The organism is Sporosarcina sp. P16b (genome assembly GCF_002743065.1).
GTDB lineage: Bacteria > Bacillota > Bacilli > Bacillales_A > Planococcaceae > Sporosarcina.
On sequence record NZ_PDYO01000015.1, the window covers coordinates 31,920 to 53,089 of the forward strand.

General features: G+C 43.2%; 21 protein-coding genes. 10 read left to right on the plus strand and 11 right to left on the minus strand.

Translation table 11 applies throughout. The features are described 5' to 3' along the window. Positions 1-59: 59 nt before the first annotated feature. Genes fliT through flaG form a run of 4 tightly spaced genes read right to left on the minus strand, consistent with a single transcriptional unit; the run spans position 60 to position 2,805 of the window. Positions 60-413, minus strand: a complete 354-nt coding sequence (gene fliT, locus CSV77_RS13645; protein WP_099673815.1) for a flagellar protein FliT — start codon at positions 411-413, stop codon at positions 60-62. Next, positions 410-811: a flagellar export chaperone FliS gene (gene fliS / locus CSV77_RS13650; protein WP_099631068.1), complete on the minus strand. Its 402-nt coding sequence runs from the start codon at positions 809-811 to the stop codon at positions 410-412. Before fliS ends, fliT begins: the two co-directional genes overlap by 4 nt. Before the next feature lie 33 nt (positions 812-844). Then, positions 845-2,410: a flagellar hook-associated protein 2 gene (locus CSV77_RS13655; RefSeq protein ID WP_099673816.1), complete on the minus strand. Its 1,566-nt coding sequence runs from the start codon at positions 2,408-2,410 to the stop codon at positions 845-847. A gap of 20 nt (positions 2,411-2,430) precedes the next feature. Beyond that, positions 2,431-2,805: a flagellar protein FlaG gene (flaG, locus tag CSV77_RS13660; RefSeq protein ID WP_099673817.1), complete on the minus strand. Its 375-nt coding sequence runs from the start codon at positions 2,803-2,805 to the stop codon at positions 2,431-2,433. 260 nt (positions 2,806-3,065) lie between these two features. On the opposite strand from flaG, the gene CSV77_RS13665 reads away from it, so the two are divergent. The 5 genes from CSV77_RS13665 (at position 3,066) to CSV77_RS13685 (ending at position 9,154) form a co-directional block, all read left to right on the plus strand. Next, positions 3,066-5,033 (plus strand): methyl-accepting chemotaxis protein, encoded by a 1,968-nt coding sequence (locus CSV77_RS13665; RefSeq protein WP_099673818.1) that lies wholly within the window; start codon positions 3,066-3,068, stop codon positions 5,031-5,033. Between the two features lie 113 nt (positions 5,034-5,146). Continuing rightward, positions 5,147-5,263, plus strand: coding sequence for a YjcZ family sporulation protein (locus CSV77_RS13670; RefSeq protein ID WP_099631072.1), 117 nt, complete (start codon positions 5,147-5,149; stop codon positions 5,261-5,263). Positions 5,264-5,288: 25 nt separating this feature from the next. Then, complete coding sequence (locus CSV77_RS13675; RefSeq protein ID WP_099673819.1) at positions 5,289-5,450, plus strand: YjcZ family sporulation protein; 162 nt, start codon at positions 5,289-5,291, stop codon at positions 5,448-5,450. Positions 5,451-5,588: 138 nt separating this feature from the next. After that, positions 5,589-7,571, plus strand: a complete 1,983-nt coding sequence (locus tag CSV77_RS13680) for a methyl-accepting chemotaxis protein (RefSeq protein ID WP_099673820.1) — start codon at positions 5,589-5,591, stop codon at positions 7,569-7,571. A 1,070-nt stretch (positions 7,572-8,641) separates the two neighbouring features. Next, positions 8,642-9,154, plus strand: coding sequence for a sigma-70 family RNA polymerase sigma factor (locus CSV77_RS13685; protein ID WP_099673821.1), 513 nt, complete (start codon positions 8,642-8,644; stop codon positions 9,152-9,154). Between the two features lie 442 nt (positions 9,155-9,596). On the opposite strand, the gene CSV77_RS13690 is transcribed toward CSV77_RS13685, so the two are convergent. After that, positions 9,597-10,151: a competence protein ComK gene (locus CSV77_RS13690; protein WP_099673822.1), complete on the minus strand. Its 555-nt coding sequence runs from the start codon at positions 10,149-10,151 to the stop codon at positions 9,597-9,599. A gap of 471 nt (positions 10,152-10,622) precedes the next feature. Here CSV77_RS13690 and CSV77_RS13695 point away from each other — a divergent pair, with 471 nt between their 5' ends. The 3 genes from CSV77_RS13695 to CSV77_RS13705 all read left to right on the plus strand — a co-directional run bounded on the left by CSV77_RS13695 (position 10,623) and on the right by CSV77_RS13705 (position 14,290). Next, on the plus strand, positions 10,623-11,957 hold the full coding sequence (locus CSV77_RS13695) for a sigma-54 interaction domain-containing protein (RefSeq protein WP_233212253.1): 1,335 nt from the start codon (positions 10,623-10,625) through the stop codon (positions 11,955-11,957). A gap of 221 nt (positions 11,958-12,178) precedes the next feature. Next, on the plus strand, positions 12,179-13,501 hold the full coding sequence (locus CSV77_RS13700; protein WP_233212255.1) for a GntP family permease: 1,323 nt from the start codon (positions 12,179-12,181) through the stop codon (positions 13,499-13,501). Positions 13,502-13,522: 21 nt separating this feature from the next. Then, on the plus strand, positions 13,523-14,290 hold the full coding sequence (locus tag CSV77_RS13705) for a 3-hydroxybutyrate dehydrogenase (RefSeq protein WP_099673824.1): 768 nt from the start codon (positions 13,523-13,525) through the stop codon (positions 14,288-14,290). 242 nt (positions 14,291-14,532) lie between these two features. On the opposite strand, the gene CSV77_RS13710 is transcribed toward CSV77_RS13705, so the two are convergent. The 3 genes from CSV77_RS13710 to CSV77_RS13720 are packed head-to-tail and all read right to left on the minus strand — an operon-like array spanning position 14,533 to position 17,343. Beyond that, a complete protein-coding gene (locus tag CSV77_RS13710; protein ID WP_099673825.1) occupies positions 14,533-15,324 on the minus strand; it encodes a putative hydro-lyase in 792 nt (263 codons plus the stop codon). A gap of 19 nt (positions 15,325-15,343) precedes the next feature. Further along, complete coding sequence (locus CSV77_RS13715) at positions 15,344-16,570, minus strand: NRAMP family divalent metal transporter (protein ID WP_099637557.1); 1,227 nt, start codon at positions 16,568-16,570, stop codon at positions 15,344-15,346. Next, positions 16,567-17,343, minus strand: coding sequence for a LamB/YcsF family protein (locus CSV77_RS13720; protein ID WP_099673826.1), 777 nt, complete (start codon positions 17,341-17,343; stop codon positions 16,567-16,569). The genes CSV77_RS13715 and CSV77_RS13720 overlap by 4 nt, the downstream gene beginning before the upstream one ends. A gap of 278 nt (positions 17,344-17,621) precedes the next feature. Here CSV77_RS13720 and pxpB point away from each other — a divergent pair, with 278 nt between their 5' ends. Beyond that, positions 17,622-18,362 carry a 5-oxoprolinase subunit PxpB gene (gene pxpB, locus CSV77_RS13725; protein ID WP_099673827.1) on the plus strand — a complete coding sequence of 247 codons (741 nt, stop codon included), beginning with the start codon at positions 17,622-17,624 and terminating at the stop codon, positions 18,360-18,362. Next, on the plus strand, positions 18,353-19,339 hold the full coding sequence (locus tag CSV77_RS13730; RefSeq protein ID WP_099673828.1) for a 5-oxoprolinase subunit C family protein: 987 nt from the start codon (positions 18,353-18,355) through the stop codon (positions 19,337-19,339). Before pxpB ends, CSV77_RS13730 begins: the two co-directional genes overlap by 10 nt. 54 nt (positions 19,340-19,393) lie before the next feature. Here the strand turns inward: CSV77_RS13730 and CSV77_RS13735 are convergent, their stop codons facing one another. From CSV77_RS13735 to CSV77_RS13745, 3 genes are all read right to left on the minus strand, one after another. Next, positions 19,394-20,149 (minus strand): IclR family transcriptional regulator, encoded by a 756-nt coding sequence (locus CSV77_RS13735; protein WP_099673829.1) that lies wholly within the window; start codon positions 20,147-20,149, stop codon positions 19,394-19,396. Positions 20,150-20,336: 187 nt separating this feature from the next. Further along, positions 20,337-20,750 carry a protein-export chaperone SecB gene (locus CSV77_RS13740; protein ID WP_199203756.1) on the minus strand — a complete coding sequence of 138 codons (414 nt, stop codon included), beginning with the start codon at positions 20,748-20,750 and terminating at the stop codon, positions 20,337-20,339. A 13-nt stretch (positions 20,751-20,763) separates the two neighbouring features. Beyond that, positions 20,764-21,168, minus strand: coding sequence for a hypothetical protein (locus CSV77_RS13745; protein ID WP_099673830.1), 405 nt, complete (start codon positions 21,166-21,168; stop codon positions 20,764-20,766). Positions 21,169-21,170: the final 2 nt, after the last annotated feature.

Genomic DNA, 21,170 nt, shown 5'->3' on the forward strand with positions numbered 1-21,170 from the left:
TCCTTTCTTTTGAATACGTATATGTAAAAAAACCGAAAGAGATTCCTCTCTTCCGGTTATCAGTGCTTCGAATCGAAATAGGCACCGTCTGGGGACATCTTACCATATGGATTTACATAGCTATTCATGTTTTCTTTTTTTGCTTGGGATTGTGAAATGTCTGTGCGAATCGCATGTGTGAAGCGTTCCAGACTCGTTTGTACATCTTTCTCCAAACGAATTAATTCCTCACCAAATTCATCTTCTTCTGCTGTGAAAGGCTGGGCTATTTGTGATTGCAACAGATCACGTTCATTCAGTATCTTGTTGATTTGCTCGATGACTTCATCACGCTTTTCTTCATCTATTACCTGTACAAGCGCAATCAATCGAAGAGAACGGTCACGCCACATCGTCATGGCAGGTCGGATCATATCTCGCTCACGTTGGAGTATTGTTTCGTACGATTAATCTGGATTACTTGTTTCCACGTATCGCGGAATTCCGTAATGATTCCTGCTGCTTCTTCAAACATCGCCGGATCATTTTGGATATTGCCATCAATCAAGCGGCTGTTCACGAATTCGTACAGGACCAGCATGTTTTTGGATACGTCATAGGATGTATCCAATGTCAGCATCAATTCCGTCACAATCGCTTGTGCTTTTTGAATTGCAATATTTTTTTGCTCCAAATTACCTTTAGCCAGCTCCATCTTCCCTTGCTGAATAAATTTAAGGCATCCGTTATAAAGCATTAAAGTTAGCTCACCGGGCGTTGAAGTCGTCACCGTATTCGTTTGATATGCTGCATAAGGGTTGTTAGTAGCCATGTATGTCATTCTCCTTTTTCTAGCTAAGTTGCGTTACATGCCGCCGCCAAGTGAACTCATCAACTGAGCAGACTGTGAATTCGCACGTTGGATAGCTTGCTCCATTGCGTTAAACTGTTTCCAGTAACGACTTTCCATCATTTTTAACTTACTTTCAAAGCGCTCGATTTGTTTGTCCATGCTTTTGAGGGAGCGACCAAGGGCAAACGTGTCGTTTACCGCTGTTGAACTACCCGCTTTAACGGTAATCTTTTTTTGAGCGTCTTGTAATTCAGTTCGGTATTGTTGTGCAATTCCTCCCTTTTTAGGATCCGTATTGCTTTTACCGATTAAATCATAGATTGCGTTTGGATTTTCCGAAATTTTCGCACGAAGCGTATCTTCATTGATTGTCAATTTACCGTTGTCTAAATAATTACTCGTTGTTCCAATGCCTAAATCTTTCAGGCTAATATTGATTTTTTTTCCATCTTTATCAGTAGTGGCAACAGTGCTACTCATAATAGAACGTAAATTATTTAACATCGAAGTAAGTGCTGGATCACCTTTTAAAGTACCGCTCTTGGCTTTTTCTTCCCAAAGTTCAATTTCCTTTTCTTTCATATCGGCTTTTTGTTCATCGGAAAGCGGGTGGAAAGACTTGAATTGTTTTTCTTTAATTTTGCTGTTCAGTTTTTCGATCATTTCGTTATAGTCATTGACGAATTCTACTACTGATTTTAAGATTTGATCCGTGTCTGTAGATGAACTGAATGTCACTGGGGAATCTGTTTTTTGCTTTAGCGATATTTCAAAGCCATTTATAGTGAAAGTATTAGATGCTCGTGTTGTTTCTAGACCATTAAAGGTAAACTTTGCATTTAAACCATACGATGCTTTAGGTCCACTAGAATCAATCGTAGGAGCTGTAGCACTTGGGTCATCTGGATCTGGCGGTGTCGGAGCATTTAGCTTCAGATGCTCTATTAGGTTTGGTGCACCTGATATTTCAATCAGTCCTCTACCGCTCTCCTTAGCACTCATCGCAATTTTTCCAGTTCCAGAGTCAAAAAATGCGCTTACTCCTGATTTCTCATTAATCTTAGCTAAGAGAGACTCAATGGTATCTGTATTAAGTACTTCAATATCGACTGCTTCTTTGCCTGGTGCTGTAATTTTTAATGTAGCTTTGTCTGAAATCAGAGGGCTATTATCTGCATTCTTGAAATCTTTAAATTCTAAGGTCTTTGCCTGTGCATCTGAAATCATTTCAGTGCCATGCATCAGCACACCACTCTGTAACGTAGCCTGCGTAGCCAATCGTTCTACTTCAATTGTCCCCGAAAAGTCCGAAGTAGAGCCTTTTGCCGTAATACTAACCGCTTGATTATTGGATACGTTGACGCTTTTCTTCATATACGTACTCTGCTTCATAACCGTGTCAAACAACTTATCACTCGATTTTCTCAAGTCACGGTTGGTGGAACGATAATCGTCTAGTTGCCATTGTGTGTATTGTTTCTTTTGTGTAATTTTATCAAGAGGAATCCGATGCGCTTTCATCATGTCTCTGATAATGGATTCTGTATCGATTCCGGATGCCAATCCGCCGATTCTCATCGTGCCTCACACCTTTTTAGTTATATTTTATGATCGATTAGTAATCCAATGAAGTCTCTCATGGCTGCATGTATGTCGAGCAATTTTTTTGGCGGTATTTCACGCACTACCTCTTCTGTTTCAGGGTCCACGATCGTTACGTAATATTCATTCAGCTGTTCGTGAAATTTAAATCGTAACTGGACATTCGCACTTTCGAGGAATTTATTCATACCATCCGTTAATTCTTTCGCCTCACTCTTTGACAACTCCACTTGTAGTTCTGGTGTCATCCGTTGAGTTGGTTGACCAATGGGCTGAATACTTGGAACTTCACTTCTGTTTTCAACAGTCCCACTCGCATATGATGTTTGCACTGGTTGGGTTGCGGGGCCTTCGCCAATTCGGTTGACCATGCTGGTTCCCCCCCGTCTGTAATGAACAATCGTTACGTATAGTATCGGATTGAAATACGCGATGTTGAGCGTATCCCCTGTTTTTCTTCTATAGATTCATAGCCATTGTATTTTTACGTTGCGGATGATGTATGGAAATTCTTGCCACTTCTATTCTTATGCAAATAAATATTTACCCCCGTTATGAAAAACAGACTATTAGATTAGTCGAAAGTACTGTATGATAAGAATAATCTATAAGAGTAAAGGAGCATACATCCATGTTTCATTCCATCAAAACGAAAATGATCTTTCTTGTCCTCGTGCTAGTTGCTGGCGGGATCCTGACAATGACAGGAATTAGTAGCTGGTTAGTCAAAGAACGGACAGAGAAAAATCTAACAGAATCGAGCAGTACGTTGCTAAATGAAATGAGTGCATCGATTGAAGCGGATTTGCGGCAATACAGTAAAGGGTTAGACTTGCTGACCAATTCATCAGACTATACGAATGCGACCGCCACAAGCGGTGAGGCAGAAGTTGCGAAAGCACTTACTCACACATTGGAGACGTACCCTGACGTATCTAGTACGTATCTTAGCTTTGCGACAAAAGAAACGATGATTCGTCCTTACGTGGATTTGACAGACTTCGATCCGTCTACACGTGAATGGTATCAAAAGGCAGTGGCAGAAACGGATCGCGTACACTGGACCAAACCGTATATTGACGCAGCGACCGGTAACTTCATTATTAGTGCTTCAAAAGCCGTGATGAACGGCAATCAACTAGTTGGTGTTGTAGGCATTGATATTCAATTATCCACCATGTCAGAAGATATCTCGGCGACAGCTATCCCCCATGGCGGTTATGCATTCATTCTCGATTCGGAAGGGACAGCTATCGCCCATCCTTCACTCGTCGGGGAGAATCTCATGGATCGTGAATATGTAGCCGAAATGTACAAAAAGACAGCTGGCCACCATACATTCGAGCAAGATGATGTCAAAAAGGTGGACATGTTCACGACGATTCCAAACTTTGACTGGAAACTCGGGGTCATTTACGATCAGAAAAACATGCAATCTCTCGCAGCCGGTTTACGAAACGTCATGATCATTGCGGCTATCGTGACACTGGCGATACTGGCGATCATTCTATTCATTTTCATCAGCCGAATATTGAAGCCTATTTTCCGTTTACAAGAGACCGTGCAGCAAGTAGCGGACGGTGATTTAACGGTCAGAGCCAACATCCAATCCACGGATGAAATTGGGGAACTGGCTACAGGTTTTGATAAGATGCTTGACCACATGAACAGTTTGATTACGACCGTTACGCATTCCGCATCACATGTACTGGCGAGTTCACAAAACTTGAGTGCAGTGTCCGAAGAAACCAATGCGACAAGTGAAGAAATCGCAAGTGCTTTGGCAGAAATCACGCGAGGCGTTGTGGAGTCTGCGGACAATGCAGAAACCGTGACGACTCGTGCGGAGTTATTGAATCAGCAAATTCAAGAAGCCAATGATACAGCCAGCGAAATGGCGAGTTTGGCAACAGAAGCCGTAACATTCAACGCGGATGGGCGCGCACAGATGAGTATTTTAAGCTCTTCCTTCAATAATTGGAATGAAGACTTGCAACAAATGGGCACGATGATCGGCTCATTAGAAGATAAAGTGAAAGCGATCAGTTCCGTCATTGACGCCATCACATCGATCTCTTCCCAGACCAATTTACTTGCGTTAAACGCTAGTATTGAGGCAGCGAGAGCCGGTGAACACGGTAAAGGCTTTGCAGTCGTAGCAAACGAAGTCCGTCAATTGGCAGAGCAATCTGCAAAATCTGCGGAACAAGTACGTTCTACGATTCATGAACTGCAAAATGGCACACAACATGTCATTGAGCAAATGGACAATACGCGGAATACATTTGAACGACAAAGTACAGTCGTACAAGATACGGAAGGTATTTTCGAAAGTATTTCTAGTTTCATCGGCGATATGCAATCCCGGATTAATCAATTCACTATGGCTCTTCAAGAAATGGACGTGCATAAAAACGATGTCTCTGCGCAAATTCAAATTTTACTATCCACAACAGAAGAATCTGCAGCTGCTTGTGAAGAAGTGAGTGCCTCTTCAGATGAACAACTCCACGCAATTGGTTCTGTTGCCGAAGCGGCTGAAGCACTGACTCAGTTGAGTGAAGACCTTAGTAATGCCGTGGAACGATTCAAAATCTAACAAGATCCGCCTTTCCTTCTCTAAGGATTGGCGGATTTTTTTATAAAAGCCAAGGCACTCTGAGAATCTTTGCATAGAATAAGGGTAGTTCCACATTTGGAGGTGAAATCAATATGGGAGAATCAGTTAAAGGATCCGGATACGATGGAGGCTTCGGCTTTGCAATGATCGTTGTTCTGTTTATCTTATTGATCATTGTCGGCGCAGGATTTATGGGTTACGGTTGCTAATTACTAAAAAATTGGAGGTGGAGACATGTTTGGATTCGGTGGATATGGCTACGGTGGTGGCGGTTACGGAGGATCCGGTTGTGATACTGGTGGCTCTGGTGAATCTTACCGCTCATGCGGTAACGGATTCGCATTGATTGTTGTTCTATTTATCTTACTCATTATTGTAGGCGCCGCTTGCCTATAATATGTTAAAAAGAAACCTGTCGATTTTTCGACAGGTTTCTTCGTTTTCTTAACACAACGATGAACATATAGGAAATATAGCCGATATCAAGTTAGTCACACTAACGCATTACACATCTTAGAAGGAGCTGAACACCACATGTTACGGTCAATTAAAACAAAAATCATCTTAACCGCTATCATTTTATTCATTCTCGGCATTTCATTCATGACATGGATGACGAATGAACAAGCGAAGAAACAATCTATTGCCAATGCCATTGATTCCAGTAATGCCATCGTCAATGAAATGAGTTTTGGTATTTATCATTTTATGGACAAGTATGAAAAAGGATTGGCATTGCTCGCAACGACCGATACAGTAACTAAATTTATCGGTGAAAATGGCAAGGACGTATCCGTTAAGGAATTAGAGGAACATTTGGACAATTTCTTGTCCATGTATCCAAGTACGGATGCCGTCTATTATTCATTGACATCTAAATTTACTGTCATCAAACCGAATGGTGATTTAACGGATTATGATCCAACGACTAGAAACTGGTATAAATTAGCGCAACAACATCCAGACCAAGTGCAATGGACGGAACCGTATTTTGATGATACGACCAATCAGTTTGTCATCACTGCTTCGAAAGCCATTATGCTAGACGGCACGTTTGTCGGTGCTCTCGGACTGGATCTGGAACTAGCCGCTCTAACAGACGAAATAGCGAGTCGCGATATCGGCTATACCGGGTATCCTGTGTTGCTCGATGATCAAGGACTGGCTATCGTGCACCCTTCCAAATCAGGAACCGATGTAACAAACGAAGCGCACTACAAAAAAATGTATGATGCAGACCATGGTGTCATCCAATACACCGATGATCACGGCATCGACAAGCGCAATATCTATACGACAATTCCCGACTTTAACTGGAAAGTTGGAGCAGTTTTTGAAGAACGCAATCTGAGCGCGATGGCGCATTCATTACGCAACTCCATGCTTCTTATTGCACTCCTTACGTTGCTTCTGACATTCGTTGGTCTATTTATCGCCATCAGCCGTATGTTGAAGCCGCTCGATACGGTCAAAGAATTGATGGCTAAAGTGTCTGGCGGGGATCTGACAGTACGTTCAGATAACCAAAGTGTAGATGAAATTGGTGAACTGAGTCGTGACTTCAATCATATGGTGCAAAATATGAACACTATCATCACAGTCGTCCATACATCAGCAGACCATGTCCGTTCGAATTCCGAAAGCCTAAGTGCTGTCTCGGAAGAAACCAGTGCCGCAAGCAATGAAGTCGCCATGGCGGTCGGAGAAATTGCACAAGGTGCCGCAAAATCTGCAGAAGACGCAGAAATTGTGACAGAACGCATCGACCTTCTCAGCCAGGAAATCAATGAAATTCAAGAAAAATCGCAAGTGATGCTGGATATCGCAACACAAACTGGGATTCAAAACACCAATGGCCAACAACAAATGCATGCACTGAAGACTTCCTTTACGACTACGAGTGAAACGCTAGAAGGGATGTCCTACGACATGAATTCACTCGCAAGTAAAGTACAAGCAATCGGTAGTGTCATGGAAACGATTATGAACATTTCAAAACAAACCAACCTCTTGGCATTAAACGCAAGCATTGAAGCAGCTAGGGCCGGCGAGCACGGAAAAGGATTCGCAGTCGTAGCAGAAGAAGTCCGCACACTGGCTGAACAATCCGCACGTGCCACAGACGATGTCAAAGTAACAATAGAAGAATTACAAAAAGAATCACATATCGTATCTGAACAAATGCAACAAACCATCCACACATTCCGCGACCAAGGCGTAGTCGTCGAAGATACGGAAAATACGTTTGAAGAACTGTCTTCACTCATGGATACGATGCAAGAATCTATCCATATTGTATCCAATGAAATTCGCTTGATCGCTACGCACAAAGACGACGTGTCTTTAACCGTGGAAACCATGTCCGCCACATCACAAGAAACCGCAGCGGCCTGCGAAGAAGTCAGCGCGTCCTCAGAAGAACAACTTCGCGCCATCCAGTCGGTGACAGAAGCTGCCGAAACATTGACTGAACTCAGCGAGCAGCTAACAGAAGTCATTGCACAATTTAAAATGTAAATGATTTTAGAGAAGATCCCTGGTATGTGGGATCTTCTTTTTTTCGTGTGAGTGCTCTGTTAAACGTGGTATCTGATCATACACAACGCGCGAGCGCTCTATCAAACGGGGTACGCGCTCATACTCTACGCGTGGGCGCTCTATTAAACGTGGTATCCGATCATACACAATGCGCGGGCGCTCTATCAAACGGGGTATCCGATCATACACAATGCGCGGGCGCTCTATTAAACGGGGTATCCGATCATACACAATGCGCGGGCGCTCTATCAAACGTGGTACGCGCTCATACTCTACGCGCGAGCGCTCTATTAAACGTGGTATCCGATCATACACAACGCGTGAGCGCTCTATCAAACGGGGTATCCGATCATACCCAATGCGCGGGCGCTCTATTAAACGTGGTATCCGATCATACCCTAAGCGTGAGCGCTCTATCAAACACCGCGTCCAATCATACTCAGCGCGTTCGCTTTATCAAACATGGCATTCGATCATACGCAATGCGCGGGCTCTCTATCAAACATGGTATCCGATCATACACAATGCGCGGGCGCTCTATCAAACATGGTATCCGATCATACACAATGCGCGGGCGCTCTATCAAACGGGGTATCCGATCATACACAATGCGCGGGCGCTCTATTAAACGTGGTATCCGATCATACACAACGCGCGAGCGCTCTATCAAACACCGCGTCCAATCATACACAAAGCGCGAACGCTCTATCAACCATGGTATCCGATCATACACAATGCGCGAACGTTCTATCAAACGGGGTATCCGATCATACCCAACGCGCAAACGCTCTATCCAACACCGGATCCGCTCATACACAACGTCCAAACGCTCTATCAACCCCCAAATCCAATCCTTCCACTATTATCCAAAAATAACCAAATCTATTCAACTTCATTCAATAAAAGCATTTGCTTTCCCCTAACCAAAGCATACGCTTCACCCCAGACATAACTACAACATGACGATTCGATATCCCCTTCAAAACTTCCTATTATATAAATACCCAGGGAATCCAATGTGTCGTGCACGGCCTGAAGAGGTCGCTTTTATGGAAAATAGTCCGAATGAAAACTTTGAACAACTAATGGAACAATACGAACCTATGATTTCAGCCGTCATCAGAAAACTAAACATTTACCGGGATTTCGACAACTTCCGTCAAACCGGACGCATCGCACTGTTTCATGCGTGGACACGCTTTGATGAAACGAAAGGAAATTTCACGCCCTTCGCCTATCGTTCCATCTATGGCGCCATGCTCGACGACCTAAAAAAGGAAAGCCGATTCAGCGAAGTCAACACATCAGTCGAAACCGAAACTTTAGAACACTTAACACAACACCACTTCACCGAAGATCCTGACAACGAACTACATGAAATCATTACCGCACTCCCGACAAGCGAGCGCGAACTTCTCATCCATCTTTACGTAGAAAACAAAACCCAAGCTGAATGCGCCATTCACTTCAGCATTTCAGTTTCCGGAATCAAAAAACGTCGGGAAAAACTACTAAAGAAATTAAAAGACCAACTAACTACTAAAAGAAATATTGACGTATAAACAAAAGCAAGAGCACCCTATGCGGGTAGCTCTTGCTTTTGTTTGCTCTATTGATCGTGCTTTTGTCACTTTTTATGTTAATTGACGATTCCAGTTCAACTTAAGTGAAAGGCGGCACCTCACCCTACGTCAGCCCTTCCACTTCCGAAACCCACGGCGTTGCGCAAAACGCGCACAAGACGAACAAACTTTTATCTTCTTATCATTCGGCAAATAATATCCCTGATAGACAGACGTTCGTTTCTTGCAATATTCACACTTCGGCTTAAAGAAATCAAACAACATACTCTTCCCTCCTGACCGCTCATGAATAGAGTCCCTAACCAAACGATTCATTATTACACTGATTATACCACCCCGCCTACCAAAACAGTGAACATTTCACAAAACCATTCGACAAAAAAAGCGCCCCTCCCATGAGGAACGCTATGTATAACTTTATTTACTCGTCCGTGATCTCATAATTCCCGCGCTTGTGATTCTTTCGGATCAAATACGTTTTGTACCCCTTCTTCTCACCGAGCGCCATTTGCGTGAACCTGGCCGTCAATCCATTCTTTAACATGCATGTCCGCTGGTATCTTTTCTGGAACACTGAAAAACTACAGTTCACAGTGAACACATTGCCATCACGGAATATCACTTTTGTATGTTCTTTATCGAACGGTAAGAACGTCAATATGTGTGACAATGAAAACCACACGCATTCAGTACTTGAAGGCGAATTACTTGGAAACCAATACATATCCAATCGCTCATTGACCATCACAGGTGTCATATGTATTCTGCCCATCAACGCCTTACCACCATCGATTCCGCCACGCAAACTCGTCCCGTAAAACTGCATACTCAAGTCCACTACCTCAGTTGGACTTTGATCCACCCGTACAAAATCACCGCTTTTTAGTAACACCGCACATAACTTTCCCTCATCGTCATAATACGGATATACCATACTCGTCCCTGGTGAAATCACTGACTTTGTTTCTTCATCCATACCCCATTATCCCCCTTTTAATAGAAACTCCTTTCGGTTAGTGGAATAAAGGGGTATACTAACGATATGTTGGTATAACCAGCTAGTAAATCCTCGAGTCTGTCTCCCATGACATGAAACACTCGAGGATTTTCTCTATCCACTACGTGACGCAATCATTTCTCACCTCCTTTCAGACGTATACGTTTACGCACTAAAAACAGACCAATAAATATAGCTTTAGTTATCGACCTGCATTCATTCATTTTTAAAGATAGTAAGCGTTTACATAGATGGTTATGCATAAAGTACCTGTCTTAAGAACAAGTATATAGTACTATAATGTTTTCGTCTACATTAATTCCCATTATTCTGATTTTATTGTTGAACTACTGTATCATTTGCCATATTGTGTATGTAAATGATGAAGTCTGTAGAAGCATTGCATATAAGTTCGGTGGAAAATAAAATATGACAGGATGGTGTATATTTTTGAATCGCTTAATCACTACTCTCCCTGAATATGTACTGAATCAAATATTAGAAAATGCATTTCAATGGTTCGTTGTAGTGGACCAAGATGCCAGAATTATCTATATGAATCAAGACTATTGTAAATTTCTTCACATGGAACAGCGAGATACTATAGGCCGCCCCGTACATGAAGTGATTGAAAACACCCGTATGCACGAAGTTCTGAAATCTGGTGAAGATCATATTGCCTCTCCTCATTATATTAAAGGAACGTATATGCTCGCGAATCGAATACCAATCAGGGTGGATGGCGATGTGGTCGGCGCATTCGGTAGCGTAGTGTTCCGGGATCTGCACGACTGGCATCATCTAAGTTCTCATGTGAAGCAGACGTTAGAGAAAATTAACATGGGGGTAATGGCACAAGAGCCGAACGCTTACCCAATGACGGATATTAAAGGATCTTCAGCAAGTATTCTTTCAATTAAAGAGACTATTCATATGATCGCCCCGAGTGACTTGCCTGTGCTTATCCAAGGTGAAAGCGGAACGGGGAAAACATTGTTCGCTCATAGTATTCACCAACTATCGAATCGTTCAGATGAGCCGTTCATTACAGTCAACTGTGCTGCCATTCCGCCCGATTTATTGGAAGCCGAACTGTTTGGACGAGGAAGTAAGAGTGATCGAAAAAGCAGAATTCAACTAGCTGACGGAGGCACCTTGTTTATAGATGATATCGGTAGCCTGCCCTTACCTGTTCAAGTGAAGCTTCTTCGATTATTAAATGACGGTGTAGTCGAATCATTGAATTCACACCAGGCAGAACCCGTAAACGTTCGGATTATCGCTTCTTCTAGTCAGCCATTAACTGAACTCATCGAAATGAATCGATTCCGAACTGATCTCTACTACCGTATACAAGCGATTACCTTGAATGTACCGCCACTGCGTGAACGGATGGAAGATTTCTCTGAGATTATCAGTTTCATATTGCATAAGACCATTAGTCAGACTGGAAAGAGAAGCTTGGAGTTTTCCAAAGAGACGTTGGACTACTTGAACTCGTACCGATGGCCAGGCAATATACGTGAACTTCAACACGTCATTCAGGCGGCTGTTTATTTAACAAGCGGTGATACGATTACACCGGATGCCCTGCCGCCACAAGTTAAACAGCGCAAAATTAACTATTCCCCTAGCTCAAGAACACTGGCTGAATCACTAGAAGAAGTGGAACGAACGATTCTTCTTGATACGTTAGCACAATTTCCGAATAAAAAAGAAGCCGCAGTTGTACTCGGAGTAAGTAAAAGTACGTTATATGAGAAATTAAAAAAATATGAGATATGACCTATTTTCCGACGAATCGGAATTCATTCCAAAATTCCGGACTAGCATCCTATTATTTTACTTCTGGAATTCCGAAAAACCGGAATTATTTTTAGTGAAAAACATGTAAACCTTGCTATTTAGCGGTTTGCATGTTTTTTTATTATCTGTTTTAATACTTGAAAGCGCTTTACTTGTAACAATTTAGACAAACTTTAAAAAATGGGGGGATACGAATGGGTATATTAGGGATGATTGGACTGATTGGTGGTTTGGCATTACTCATTGTATTAACGATGAGAGGTGTGAACATTTTAATCGCCGGACCGGTCTCCGCTTTATTTGTTGCATTATTGAGTGGCATGACATTATTTCCACAACTAGCTGGCGAAGGTGAAGAAAACTTCGTCACTAGCTATATGACAGGATTTACAAGTTTCATCATGTCGTGGTATTTAATGTTCCTACTCGGGGCCATTTTCGGTAAAGTAATGGAAGACAGTGGTGCGGCAGATGCCGTTGCGAAATGGTTCGTAGAAAAGCTAGGCATGAAGTTCGCGGTACTTGCAATTGTTATGGCTTGTGCGATTCTGACGTATGGCGGAGTGAGCTTGTTCGTCGTTGCGTTCTCTGTGTATCCCATGGCGATCTCGCTATTCAAGCAAGCAAATCTACCAAGACGTTTCATACCTGCCACACTTGGACTCGGCTCCGTCACGTTTACGATGACGTCTGCGGGATCACCTGAAATCCAGAACTGGATCCCCATTGAATTCCTTGGAACGAATGCTTATGCCGGCTGGGAAGTTAGTCTCGTAGTCGCATTGTTCATGGCCTTCTTTGGTTACTGGTGGCTTAAACGCATCATCACAAAGGCTGTAAAGAAAGGCGAACGTTTTATTGACAGAGCATCAGATCCTACATTCGATACGACGCGCGCATTGCCGAATCCTTTCCTATCTATGATTCCATTGGCAATCGTCTTGATCATTTCCTATGTATTCCATGACAAACTAGCACAATCTGCATTAATTCTCGCTTTACTAGGCGGAATCGTCTCCACGTATTTCGTAGGCAGAAAATACTCACAAAACTACGGTGCAGCTGTTTCAGCAGGTACACTCGGTGCAATGGTCGCAATCGGAAACACAGCAGCTGTCGTTGGATTCGGTGGCGTAGCAAAAGCAGTCCCTGCATTCCAAGATGCTGTCGCAGTGATGACAAATATCCCTGGCTCTCCGCTAATCGGCGCAGCTATCGCGGTATCCGTTATTGCGGGTATGACAGGATCCGCTTCAGGCGGGCAGGCAATCGCTTTACCATTACTCGCACCACATTATATGGATATGGGTGTCGATCCGGAAGCACTTCACCGTGTCGTTGCAATTTCATCCGGTGCTCTGGATTCATTGCCACATAATGGCTACGTTGTCACGACGATTCAGTCTATCGCTGGTGAAACGCATCGTGCAGCTTACGGTGCAATGGCAGCCGTTACGGTTATTGTACCTACCATCGGTGTCATCATCGCAATCGTTTTATTCTCTCTAGGATTCGGTATTTAATAGGTCAAGGAGGAAATCCATATGGTACAAGATAAAGTATTGCTCATCACGGGAGCAGCTCAAGGAATAGGATTCGAAATATCGAAAGCATTCGCAGAAGCTGGCGCTATTGTCGTGTTGACCGATTTGAATGAAGAAAAAGTAAAGGAAGCGGCTGGCGTATTGGGTGGCAGCGCAATGGGCTTAGCGTGCGACGTAACGAAAGAAGAAGATATTCAGCATGCAATCGATGAAGCGATTGCGCGCTTTGGCAGAATCGACATTTTGATTAACAACGCAGGCTTGCAGCACGTCGCAAAGCTCGAAGACTTCCCTACTGCAAGGTTTGAATTACTCGTGCAAGTGATGCTTACTGCGCCTTTCATTGCGACAAAGCTTGTATTGCCACATATGAAGCAACAGAAATTCGGTCGAATCTTAAATATGGCATCTATTAACGGACTCGTAGGATTCGCAGGCAAAGCGGCCTACAACTCTTCTAAACACGGCGTCATTGGGTTGACGAAAGTAGCCGCTCTTGAAACGGCGGCTGACGGCATTACCGTTAATGCGATTTGCCCTGGCTACGTCGATACACCACTCGTCCGCAATCAGTTTGAAGACTTAGCAGAAGTTCGAGGTGTGCCACTCGAATCGGTACTGGAAGAGATTATTTATCCCCTAGTTCCACAAAAACGTCTACTGGGTGTGGAAGAAATAGCCGATCTCGCATTGTATCTTTCAAGTGATAGTGCGAAAGGGATTACCGGCCAGGCCGTTGTGCTCGACGGTGGATATACCGTGCAGTAAGGTTTAATTCATTTGCGGATAAGTGGAGGTTAGCTTGTAGAACCGCGCTATTCATCTGTATGACCGCGCTAAAGTGTAGCCCAACCGCGCTATTAACACCGAACACCGCGCATTAACCCTTGCGAACCGCGCTATTCACTAATCAAATTGCGCCATACCGCTCCAACACCGCGCCATTCCACAAATATCCACAATCAAAAAAGTTCTCAACCGACAACTAGTCGAGTTGAGAACTTGTTTCCTTACAAAACACTAAGCTCTGAATCCTTCCTATCACTAATGAACATACAACCTGGAGAATGCGTGATCATAATAGCAGGCTTACTTTGCATAGCTACGGCTTGCGGAGTGACGCCACACGCCCAGAATACAGGGATTTCGCCTTCATTGATCGTCACCGCATCTCCAAAGTCCGGCGCGGAAATATCGTCTATTCCAATCAAGCTAGGATCACCAAGATGAATGGGTGCTCCGTGAACGTCTGGGAAACGAGTCGTAATTTGAATCGCACGAATCGCGTCCTGCGCGTTCATCGGTCGCATGCTGACTACGGTCGGGCCTTCAAAAATACCCGACTTAGTGCATGCAATAGACGTCTTATACATCGGGACATTGCGATTTTCTTCGATATGCCGTATAGGAATTCCGCCCGCAAGTAACGGTGCTTCAAACGTGAAACTACAGCCGATTAAAAAACCGACCATATCGTCTTCCCAGTACTCTGTAATATCGTTCACTTCTTCGGTCAACACACCGTCTCTATAGATGCGGTAACTCGGTAGATCACTGCGAATGTCTGCATCTTCCGCAATCTTAGCCGGACGATACGAACCAGGTTCTGTGACATCTAGAAGCGGACAAGACTTAGGATTGCGTTGGCAAAACAGTAGGAAATCAAGCGCATGCTCTTGTTTTAATATGACCAAATTCGCTTGCGTAAAGCCTGTGGCCATTCCAGACGTCTGCCCTGTAATTTTTTGCTCTCGAATCAACTTCCGAACTTCTTGCGCATTCATGGAACGATACGCTTCCATCAATCAAACCTCCTATCTATCAGTCAAAAAGTAGTGGAATCTGTTCAATCAACGTCATAACACTTAACACACCCATTATGCCAACAACAACCGCTCCGCCAATCGTGAGCCATAGTGGATGCTTGTATTCACCGACAATATCTTTCTTATACGCCGCAACGAGCAACGTACCGAGTGCTAGCGGCAGAATCAGTGCATTCAATGCCCCAACCAACAAGAGAATCGTGACGGGCTTTCCAACAAATGCGAACGTCGCAGTCGAAATGACAATGAATAAAATAATGATCCAGTTGTGATACTTTTCAATGAGTGGGTGGAAGGATCGGATGAACGAAACTGAAGTATACGCTGCACCCACAACAGACGTGATAGCTGCTACCCACATGATGACTCCGAATAATCGTAACCCAAGTTCTCCTGCTCCAAGCTGGAACACAGATGCCGGTGGATTGTCTGGATCAATCTGCAATCCTTGTGCAACGATGCCGAGTACTGCTAAGAATAATGCCACTCGAATGATTCCGGTGACTGCAATACCTGTAATGGAACTTCTCGTGACTAACGGAACAGAATCAATTCCTTTAATCCCCGCATCTAGCAAACGGTGTCCACCTGCAAACGTAATGTAGCCCCCAACTGTCCCTCCAACCAACGTGACGATCGCAAAGAAGCTAATTTCAGACGGATTAAACGTTCGAACGATAGCTTCCCCGACTGGTGGAGATGTCTTGAACGCGACGAATACGACCAAAATAATCATGATCACACCCGCAACCGCAACGACTTTGTCCATCACCTTACCCGCTTCTTTTACCACGAAGATCAAAATCGCAAAGATCGCACTGATGACCGCGCCCATAATAGGATCAATGCCAACCATCGCGTTAAGCCCTAAACCTGCACCCGCCACGTTTCCAATATTGAACGCAAGCCCCCCTGCGACAATGAGGAAAGCGAGGACGAAACCTAGACCTGGTAGCACTTTATTGGCAATTTCTTGTCCACGTAAGCCGGACACCGCGATAACTCTCCAAATATTCATTTGAGCAAAGACATCTAAAATTAATGAAATTAAAATAACGAAACCGAAACTTGCCGCAAGCTGCTCTGTAAATACAGTGGTCTGTGTTAAAAAACCGGGTCCGACAGACGAAGTCGCCATCAGGAAGGCGGCGCCAAGTAAGACGCCACGCGTTACCTTTTTCTGTTCCTGCTCATGAGTAAGTCCTAACTTCTCATTTTTCATAAGGAATCCTCCCTGTCAGTAATAGCGCTAATAGAGATCCCTTCACCGCTTAGCCGGTCTGTAATGTATTTCGCAAACTCCACTGCGTGCTCACCATCTCCATGAATGCAAATCGTATCTGCTCGTAGCGCGACATCAATCTGTTGCTGCGAACGTACTTTTCCTTCTTTCACCATCCTGATGACTTGCTCAGCAGACTTTTCTTGATCGGTAATCATCGCATCCTCTTGCGAACGCGAAGTGAGCATGCCGTTTGATTGATACGTACGATCAGCAAATACTTCATGCGCCGTCACAAGTCCAATCGCTTCCCCAGCTCTCGACAATTCACTATCCGCAAGCGCAAACAGTACAAGGTCTGGCGACACATCATAGACGGCCTTTGCGATCGCTTCGGCAATGCCTTGATCTCTTGACGCCATCTGATAAAGTGCGCCATGCGGCTTAACATGCTGCATCGGTTCTTGATGTACAGCTAAAAATGCTTGTAGCGCTCCAATTTGATAGACCACCATGTCATACGCCTCTTGAGGAGTAATGTTCATATCTCTTCTCCCGAATCCAACTAAATCGGGTAACCCTGGATGCGCACCGATTCGTACTCCATTATCGATCGCAAGCTGTACCGTTTCCCGCATCACGGAAGGATCTCCCGCGTGGAATCCGCACGCTATATTAGCAGACGTTACATATTTCAAAATTTCTTTTTGTTCTCCCAATGTATAGCGGCCAAAACTTTCCCCTAAATCACTATTCAAATCTACTTTTACCATATAGATGACCTCCTTTAGTTTTCACCATGAACGAATCCGCCAACAAGAAGTAAGCGTTTGCATATCGCCTAGTTCCGAAATTCGAAACTTAGGTTTTGAACTTGAAACTTAGTCTATCACAAAAATCTTTTGTTGAATAGACCATTGTCGAAATATGGTGAGTATTTTTATAAACTGAATAATACGCTTGTATTTTCTCTTTAGAAATCTATAATAGAACTACGATTCGTTTTTCAGAATAACGGTTTCGAATTTCGGAATTTGAAGGAGATGTTACGATGAGTGAGCAGAAATCTCTTGATATTAAAGCACTTGGCGATTCTGCCATTATGATAAAATTAGGCGAAGGCATCCAACCTTCCGTCCATCAGCAAGTAAAAAATCTGTCTTTCCTTTTAGATGAATATCCATTTGACGGATTCATTGAGTCGGTTCCGGCTTATAATAGCTTGGCGGTATACTACTCTCCATATTTGGTGTATCAATCAACACATGGATTTCAAATAGACGGCACGCCTTTAGAAAAAGTCATTGATTATATGAATAAACTAGCTATCCAAATGTCTGATCTTCCCGTTACAGAAGGAAGATTAGTAGAGATTCCCGTTCTGTACGGCGGAGAATTCGGTCCTGATCTACAAATCGTGGCGGAAACGCATACTATGTCGATTGAAGAAGTCATTGAGATTCATACGACACCAGAATATCTCGTGTACATGATCGGCTTCGCACCAGGATTTCCGTTTCTAGGTGGCCTCGATGAACGAATTGCGACACCACGAAAATTAACACCACGGACATCGATTCCTCCAGGCTCTGTAGGAATTGCAGGCAAACAAACAGGTGTCTATCCACTTGAAACACCTGGTGGCTGGCAGATTATCGGACGTACACCAACCGATCTATTCGTACCGGACATGTCTCCCCCCTCTTTATTGCAGTCGGGAGATAAAATAAAGTTTTATCCGATAACACAAAAAGAGTATGATGAACAAAAGAAGGTGACGACATGTCAGTAAACGTATTGAATGCCGGGCTTTTGACTACTATACAAGATATCGGGCGGACGGGTTCACAAAAATTCGGTGTGCTTGTAAGCGGTGCCATGGATAGTTATTCGATGCGAGTCGCGAACCTCCTTGTGGGCAATGAGGAACGAGAAGGCGTTTTCGAAATCACGTTATTTGGAACGATGCTACAGTTTGAAGAAGATACATTGATCGCCATTACGGGTGGAGATCTTCAAACGACGATTGACGGGATACCGGTTGCGAATTGGCGGCCTCTCATTGTCAAAAAAGGCTCCATACTGAAATTCGGCTTTGCGATTGAAGGGTGCCGTGCGTATTTGGCCATTGCCGGAGGAATTGACATACCGGTTGTGATGGGAAGTAAAAGTACATATCTAGTGGCGGGAATTGGTGGATTTAAAGGAAGAGCACTGCAGCAAAACGACCATCTTTCATTCGGGCAGTTGACGGAATCAAACGATAAAGTCTTTACACGGATTGAACAAGTTGGCACGCCAGACTGGGCTGTCCCTCATCATCCGTTAATTAGTCTGGCCTCCACACAAACTATTCGAATGATTGAAGGCACTGAATATCAGCATTTTGACGATGCCAGTAAACAACGACTGGTAAGTGAGCCGTATGTCGTCACGCCGCAATCTAATCGAATGGGCTTACGACTCGAAGGACAAGCGCTTTCGTTAACCGAGAAACTCGAACTTCTATCGGAAGGCGTGACGTTTGGAACGATTCAAATCCCCCCTAACGGCAAGCCGATTATTTTAATGGCGGACAGACAAACTGCTGGCGGCTATCCGAAAATCGGACAAGTCATCACGGCAGACTTAGGTAGTTTGTCGCAAGTGAAACCTAACGCGAAACTTCATTTCAAGCTCATCACCCAAGCAGAAGCAGAGCGTGAGCTTATCGCGAAAGAAGAACTGATTCATCAAATCAAAATCGGCATACAGCAGAAACTTCAGTAGTAAAGCAAAAAACCTTGCATTTCAGTATCACTCTACTAAAATGCAAGGTTTCATTCATCCTGTATATCCAAGCTGCCTGGAAATTTCCAAGGCAGCTTCTTTTACTTTGGGTACGAGTATCTCCAAATTCTCTTCTTGATAATTCGCTTCAATACCCGCGATACTGATCCCCGCAATGACATCACCGCTAAAATCAAAGATCGGCGCCGCCACAGCAGAAGTGAAATTCTCAAGCTCTGAATGACTAAGCGTATAGCCATTTTGTCGCGTTTCGTTAATGGACGCAAGCAGCAATTCCCGATCCGTTAATGTCCCATTCGCGAACGGTTGTAATTCCGTTTTATCCAAATACTCGGCGATATAGCGATCAGACAGGTTAGATAAAATAATTCTCGAACAAGCGCCTGCATAAAGCGGACTACTTCTACCAATCGCTGTATACAAACGGACTTTCTGATAGGTATCGATCTTCTCCACATAAATCGCCTGGTCCCCCTGGCGGACAATCAAATTAATCGCTTCCTTCACATCATTGTGAAGCTCTTCCATAATCGGATAGGCGATCTTCCGAATATCCAACCGTTTCGATACTAAACTACCGTATTTCAATAGCAATAGACCGAGACGATAATTCGAATCCGCACCCTTCTCGAGGAACTTCATTTCTTCGAGCGAAGACAACATGCGATAGACGGACGATTTCGGGATGCCCGATAGGTCGATGATTTCTTGGAATGTTAGCGCTGGGTGATCAACGAAAAGGTTAAGTATGTCTAAGGATCGGACGACTGTTTTGTTGTTTGTGCTCATGTTGGCTCCTTTCTGATTGATAATTCAGACCCATTTCTATATTTTGAATGAAAACTCGTATGGTTGATTATAGCATTGAAGTGAAATGTTGCCTAGACGGGATCGATAATGCGTTTAAAATTAAAAACTATCCTAAAAATCATCTATTAATGATTTTAAGATAGTTTCAATGGTAATAAGGATTTAGTTAAAATTCTTCATTTTGAAATAGTTTTTGTACGTTTATAGTAGGCAATAAAAAATGATTCTTTGTCGAATCATATCCACTTACCATAGATACAATATTACGAACATAAGGCATCAATATAGTTGTACCATTTAATTTGATGAATTGTTCAATCTCCTCAGTAGAATTGCTAGGAAAATCAAACATACCCTCTAATGTCACTTCAATTTCCATTTTGCTGTTCTCACGAAACTGATCAATATAACAGGATACTAACAGGTGACCCTTCTTTAGCTCTTCTATCTCTTCACTAACACCATATCCAATATTAAACTTTACACTCGTATCTTTTTTGCCGCTTTGATTTTTCTCATTTTTTATTTCATAGTTCAGCTTTTTAATGCTGAATCCTTTAAACTCCATATACTCGTTCAAATTCCCACCTCATTCATGCACTAAGTAACAAATTATTTTCAAGTTTGTTCAATACCATATTATCAAAATCAATAGTAACAGAATAATTTTCAGTTGCTGGTATATAGAAAGTCATTTCATCGAGTGTTTCTTCAGGATCTAGAGTTTCATAACTCATAGTAAGTTGAGCCAACATATCGTCATCAGAATAAAAATCGTAATGCTCAATACCTTGCTGGTCTAATCTTTCATACAAAGTATTACTCACTTTGCGAGCGAAGTCATCGTCACTAAAAATTTGATTGAAGAAATTGTGGATAATTAAGTATCGCCCCTCTTCAGGATCGAAGTAAAAGGCGATATCGGTTATTTTTGCATTTATTTGATGTATAATTTCTTTCACTGCTTTATCTACCATAGCGAATTCTATTTCTTTCATAC

Bases quoted from the DNA above. Each gene is read 5' to 3' on its own strand.
- fliT (WP_099673815.1), bottom strand. From the start codon at position 413: ATGATCCGACCTGCCATGACGATGTGGCGTGACCGTTCTCTTCGATTG.
- fliS (WP_099631068.1), bottom strand. From the start codon at position 811: ATGGCTACTAACAACCCTTATGCAGCATATCAAACGAATACGGTGACG.
- CSV77_RS13730 (WP_099673828.1), top strand. From the start codon at position 18,353: ATGTCAGTAAACGTATTGAATGCCGGGCTTTTGACTACTATACAAGAT.
- CSV77_RS13680 (WP_099673820.1), top strand. From the start codon at position 5,589: ATGTTACGGTCAATTAAAACAAAAATCATCTTAACCGCTATCATTTTA.
- pxpB (WP_099673827.1), top strand. From the start codon at position 17,622: ATGAGTGAGCAGAAATCTCTTGATATTAAAGCACTTGGCGATTCTGCC.
- CSV77_RS13675 (WP_099673819.1), top strand. From the start codon at position 5,289: ATGTTTGGATTCGGTGGATATGGCTACGGTGGTGGCGGTTACGGAGGA.
- CSV77_RS13720 (WP_099673826.1), bottom strand. From the start codon at position 17,343: ATGGTAAAAGTAGATTTGAATAGTGATTTAGGGGAAAGTTTTGGCCGC.
- CSV77_RS13705 (WP_099673824.1), top strand. From the start codon at position 13,523: ATGGTACAAGATAAAGTATTGCTCATCACGGGAGCAGCTCAAGGAATA.
- CSV77_RS13665 (WP_099673818.1), top strand. From the start codon at position 3,066: ATGTTTCATTCCATCAAAACGAAAATGATCTTTCTTGTCCTCGTGCTA.
- CSV77_RS13655 (WP_099673816.1), bottom strand. From the start codon at position 2,410: ATGAGAATCGGCGGATTGGCATCCGGAATCGATACAGAATCCATTATC.
- CSV77_RS13690 (WP_099673822.1), bottom strand. From the start codon at position 10,151: ATGGATGAAGAAACAAAGTCAGTGATTTCACCAGGGACGAGTATGGTA.
- CSV77_RS13670 (WP_099631072.1), top strand. From the start codon at position 5,147: ATGGGAGAATCAGTTAAAGGATCCGGATACGATGGAGGCTTCGGCTTT.
- CSV77_RS13685 (WP_099673821.1), top strand. From the start codon at position 8,642: ATGGAAAATAGTCCGAATGAAAACTTTGAACAACTAATGGAACAATAC.
- flaG (WP_099673817.1), bottom strand. From the start codon at position 2,805: ATGGTCAACCGAATTGGCGAAGGCCCCGCAACCCAACCAGTGCAAACA.
- CSV77_RS13735 (WP_099673829.1), bottom strand. From the start codon at position 20,149: ATGAGCACAAACAACAAAACAGTCGTCCGATCCTTAGACATACTTAAC.
- CSV77_RS13715 (WP_099637557.1), bottom strand. From the start codon at position 16,570: ATGAAAAATGAGAAGTTAGGACTTACTCATGAGCAGGAACAGAAAAAG.
- CSV77_RS13710 (WP_099673825.1), bottom strand. From the start codon at position 15,324: ATGGAAGCGTATCGTTCCATGAATGCGCAAGAAGTTCGGAAGTTGATT.
- CSV77_RS13745 (WP_099673830.1), bottom strand. From the start codon at position 21,168: ATGAAAGAAATAGAATTCGCTATGGTAGATAAAGCAGTGAAAGAAATT.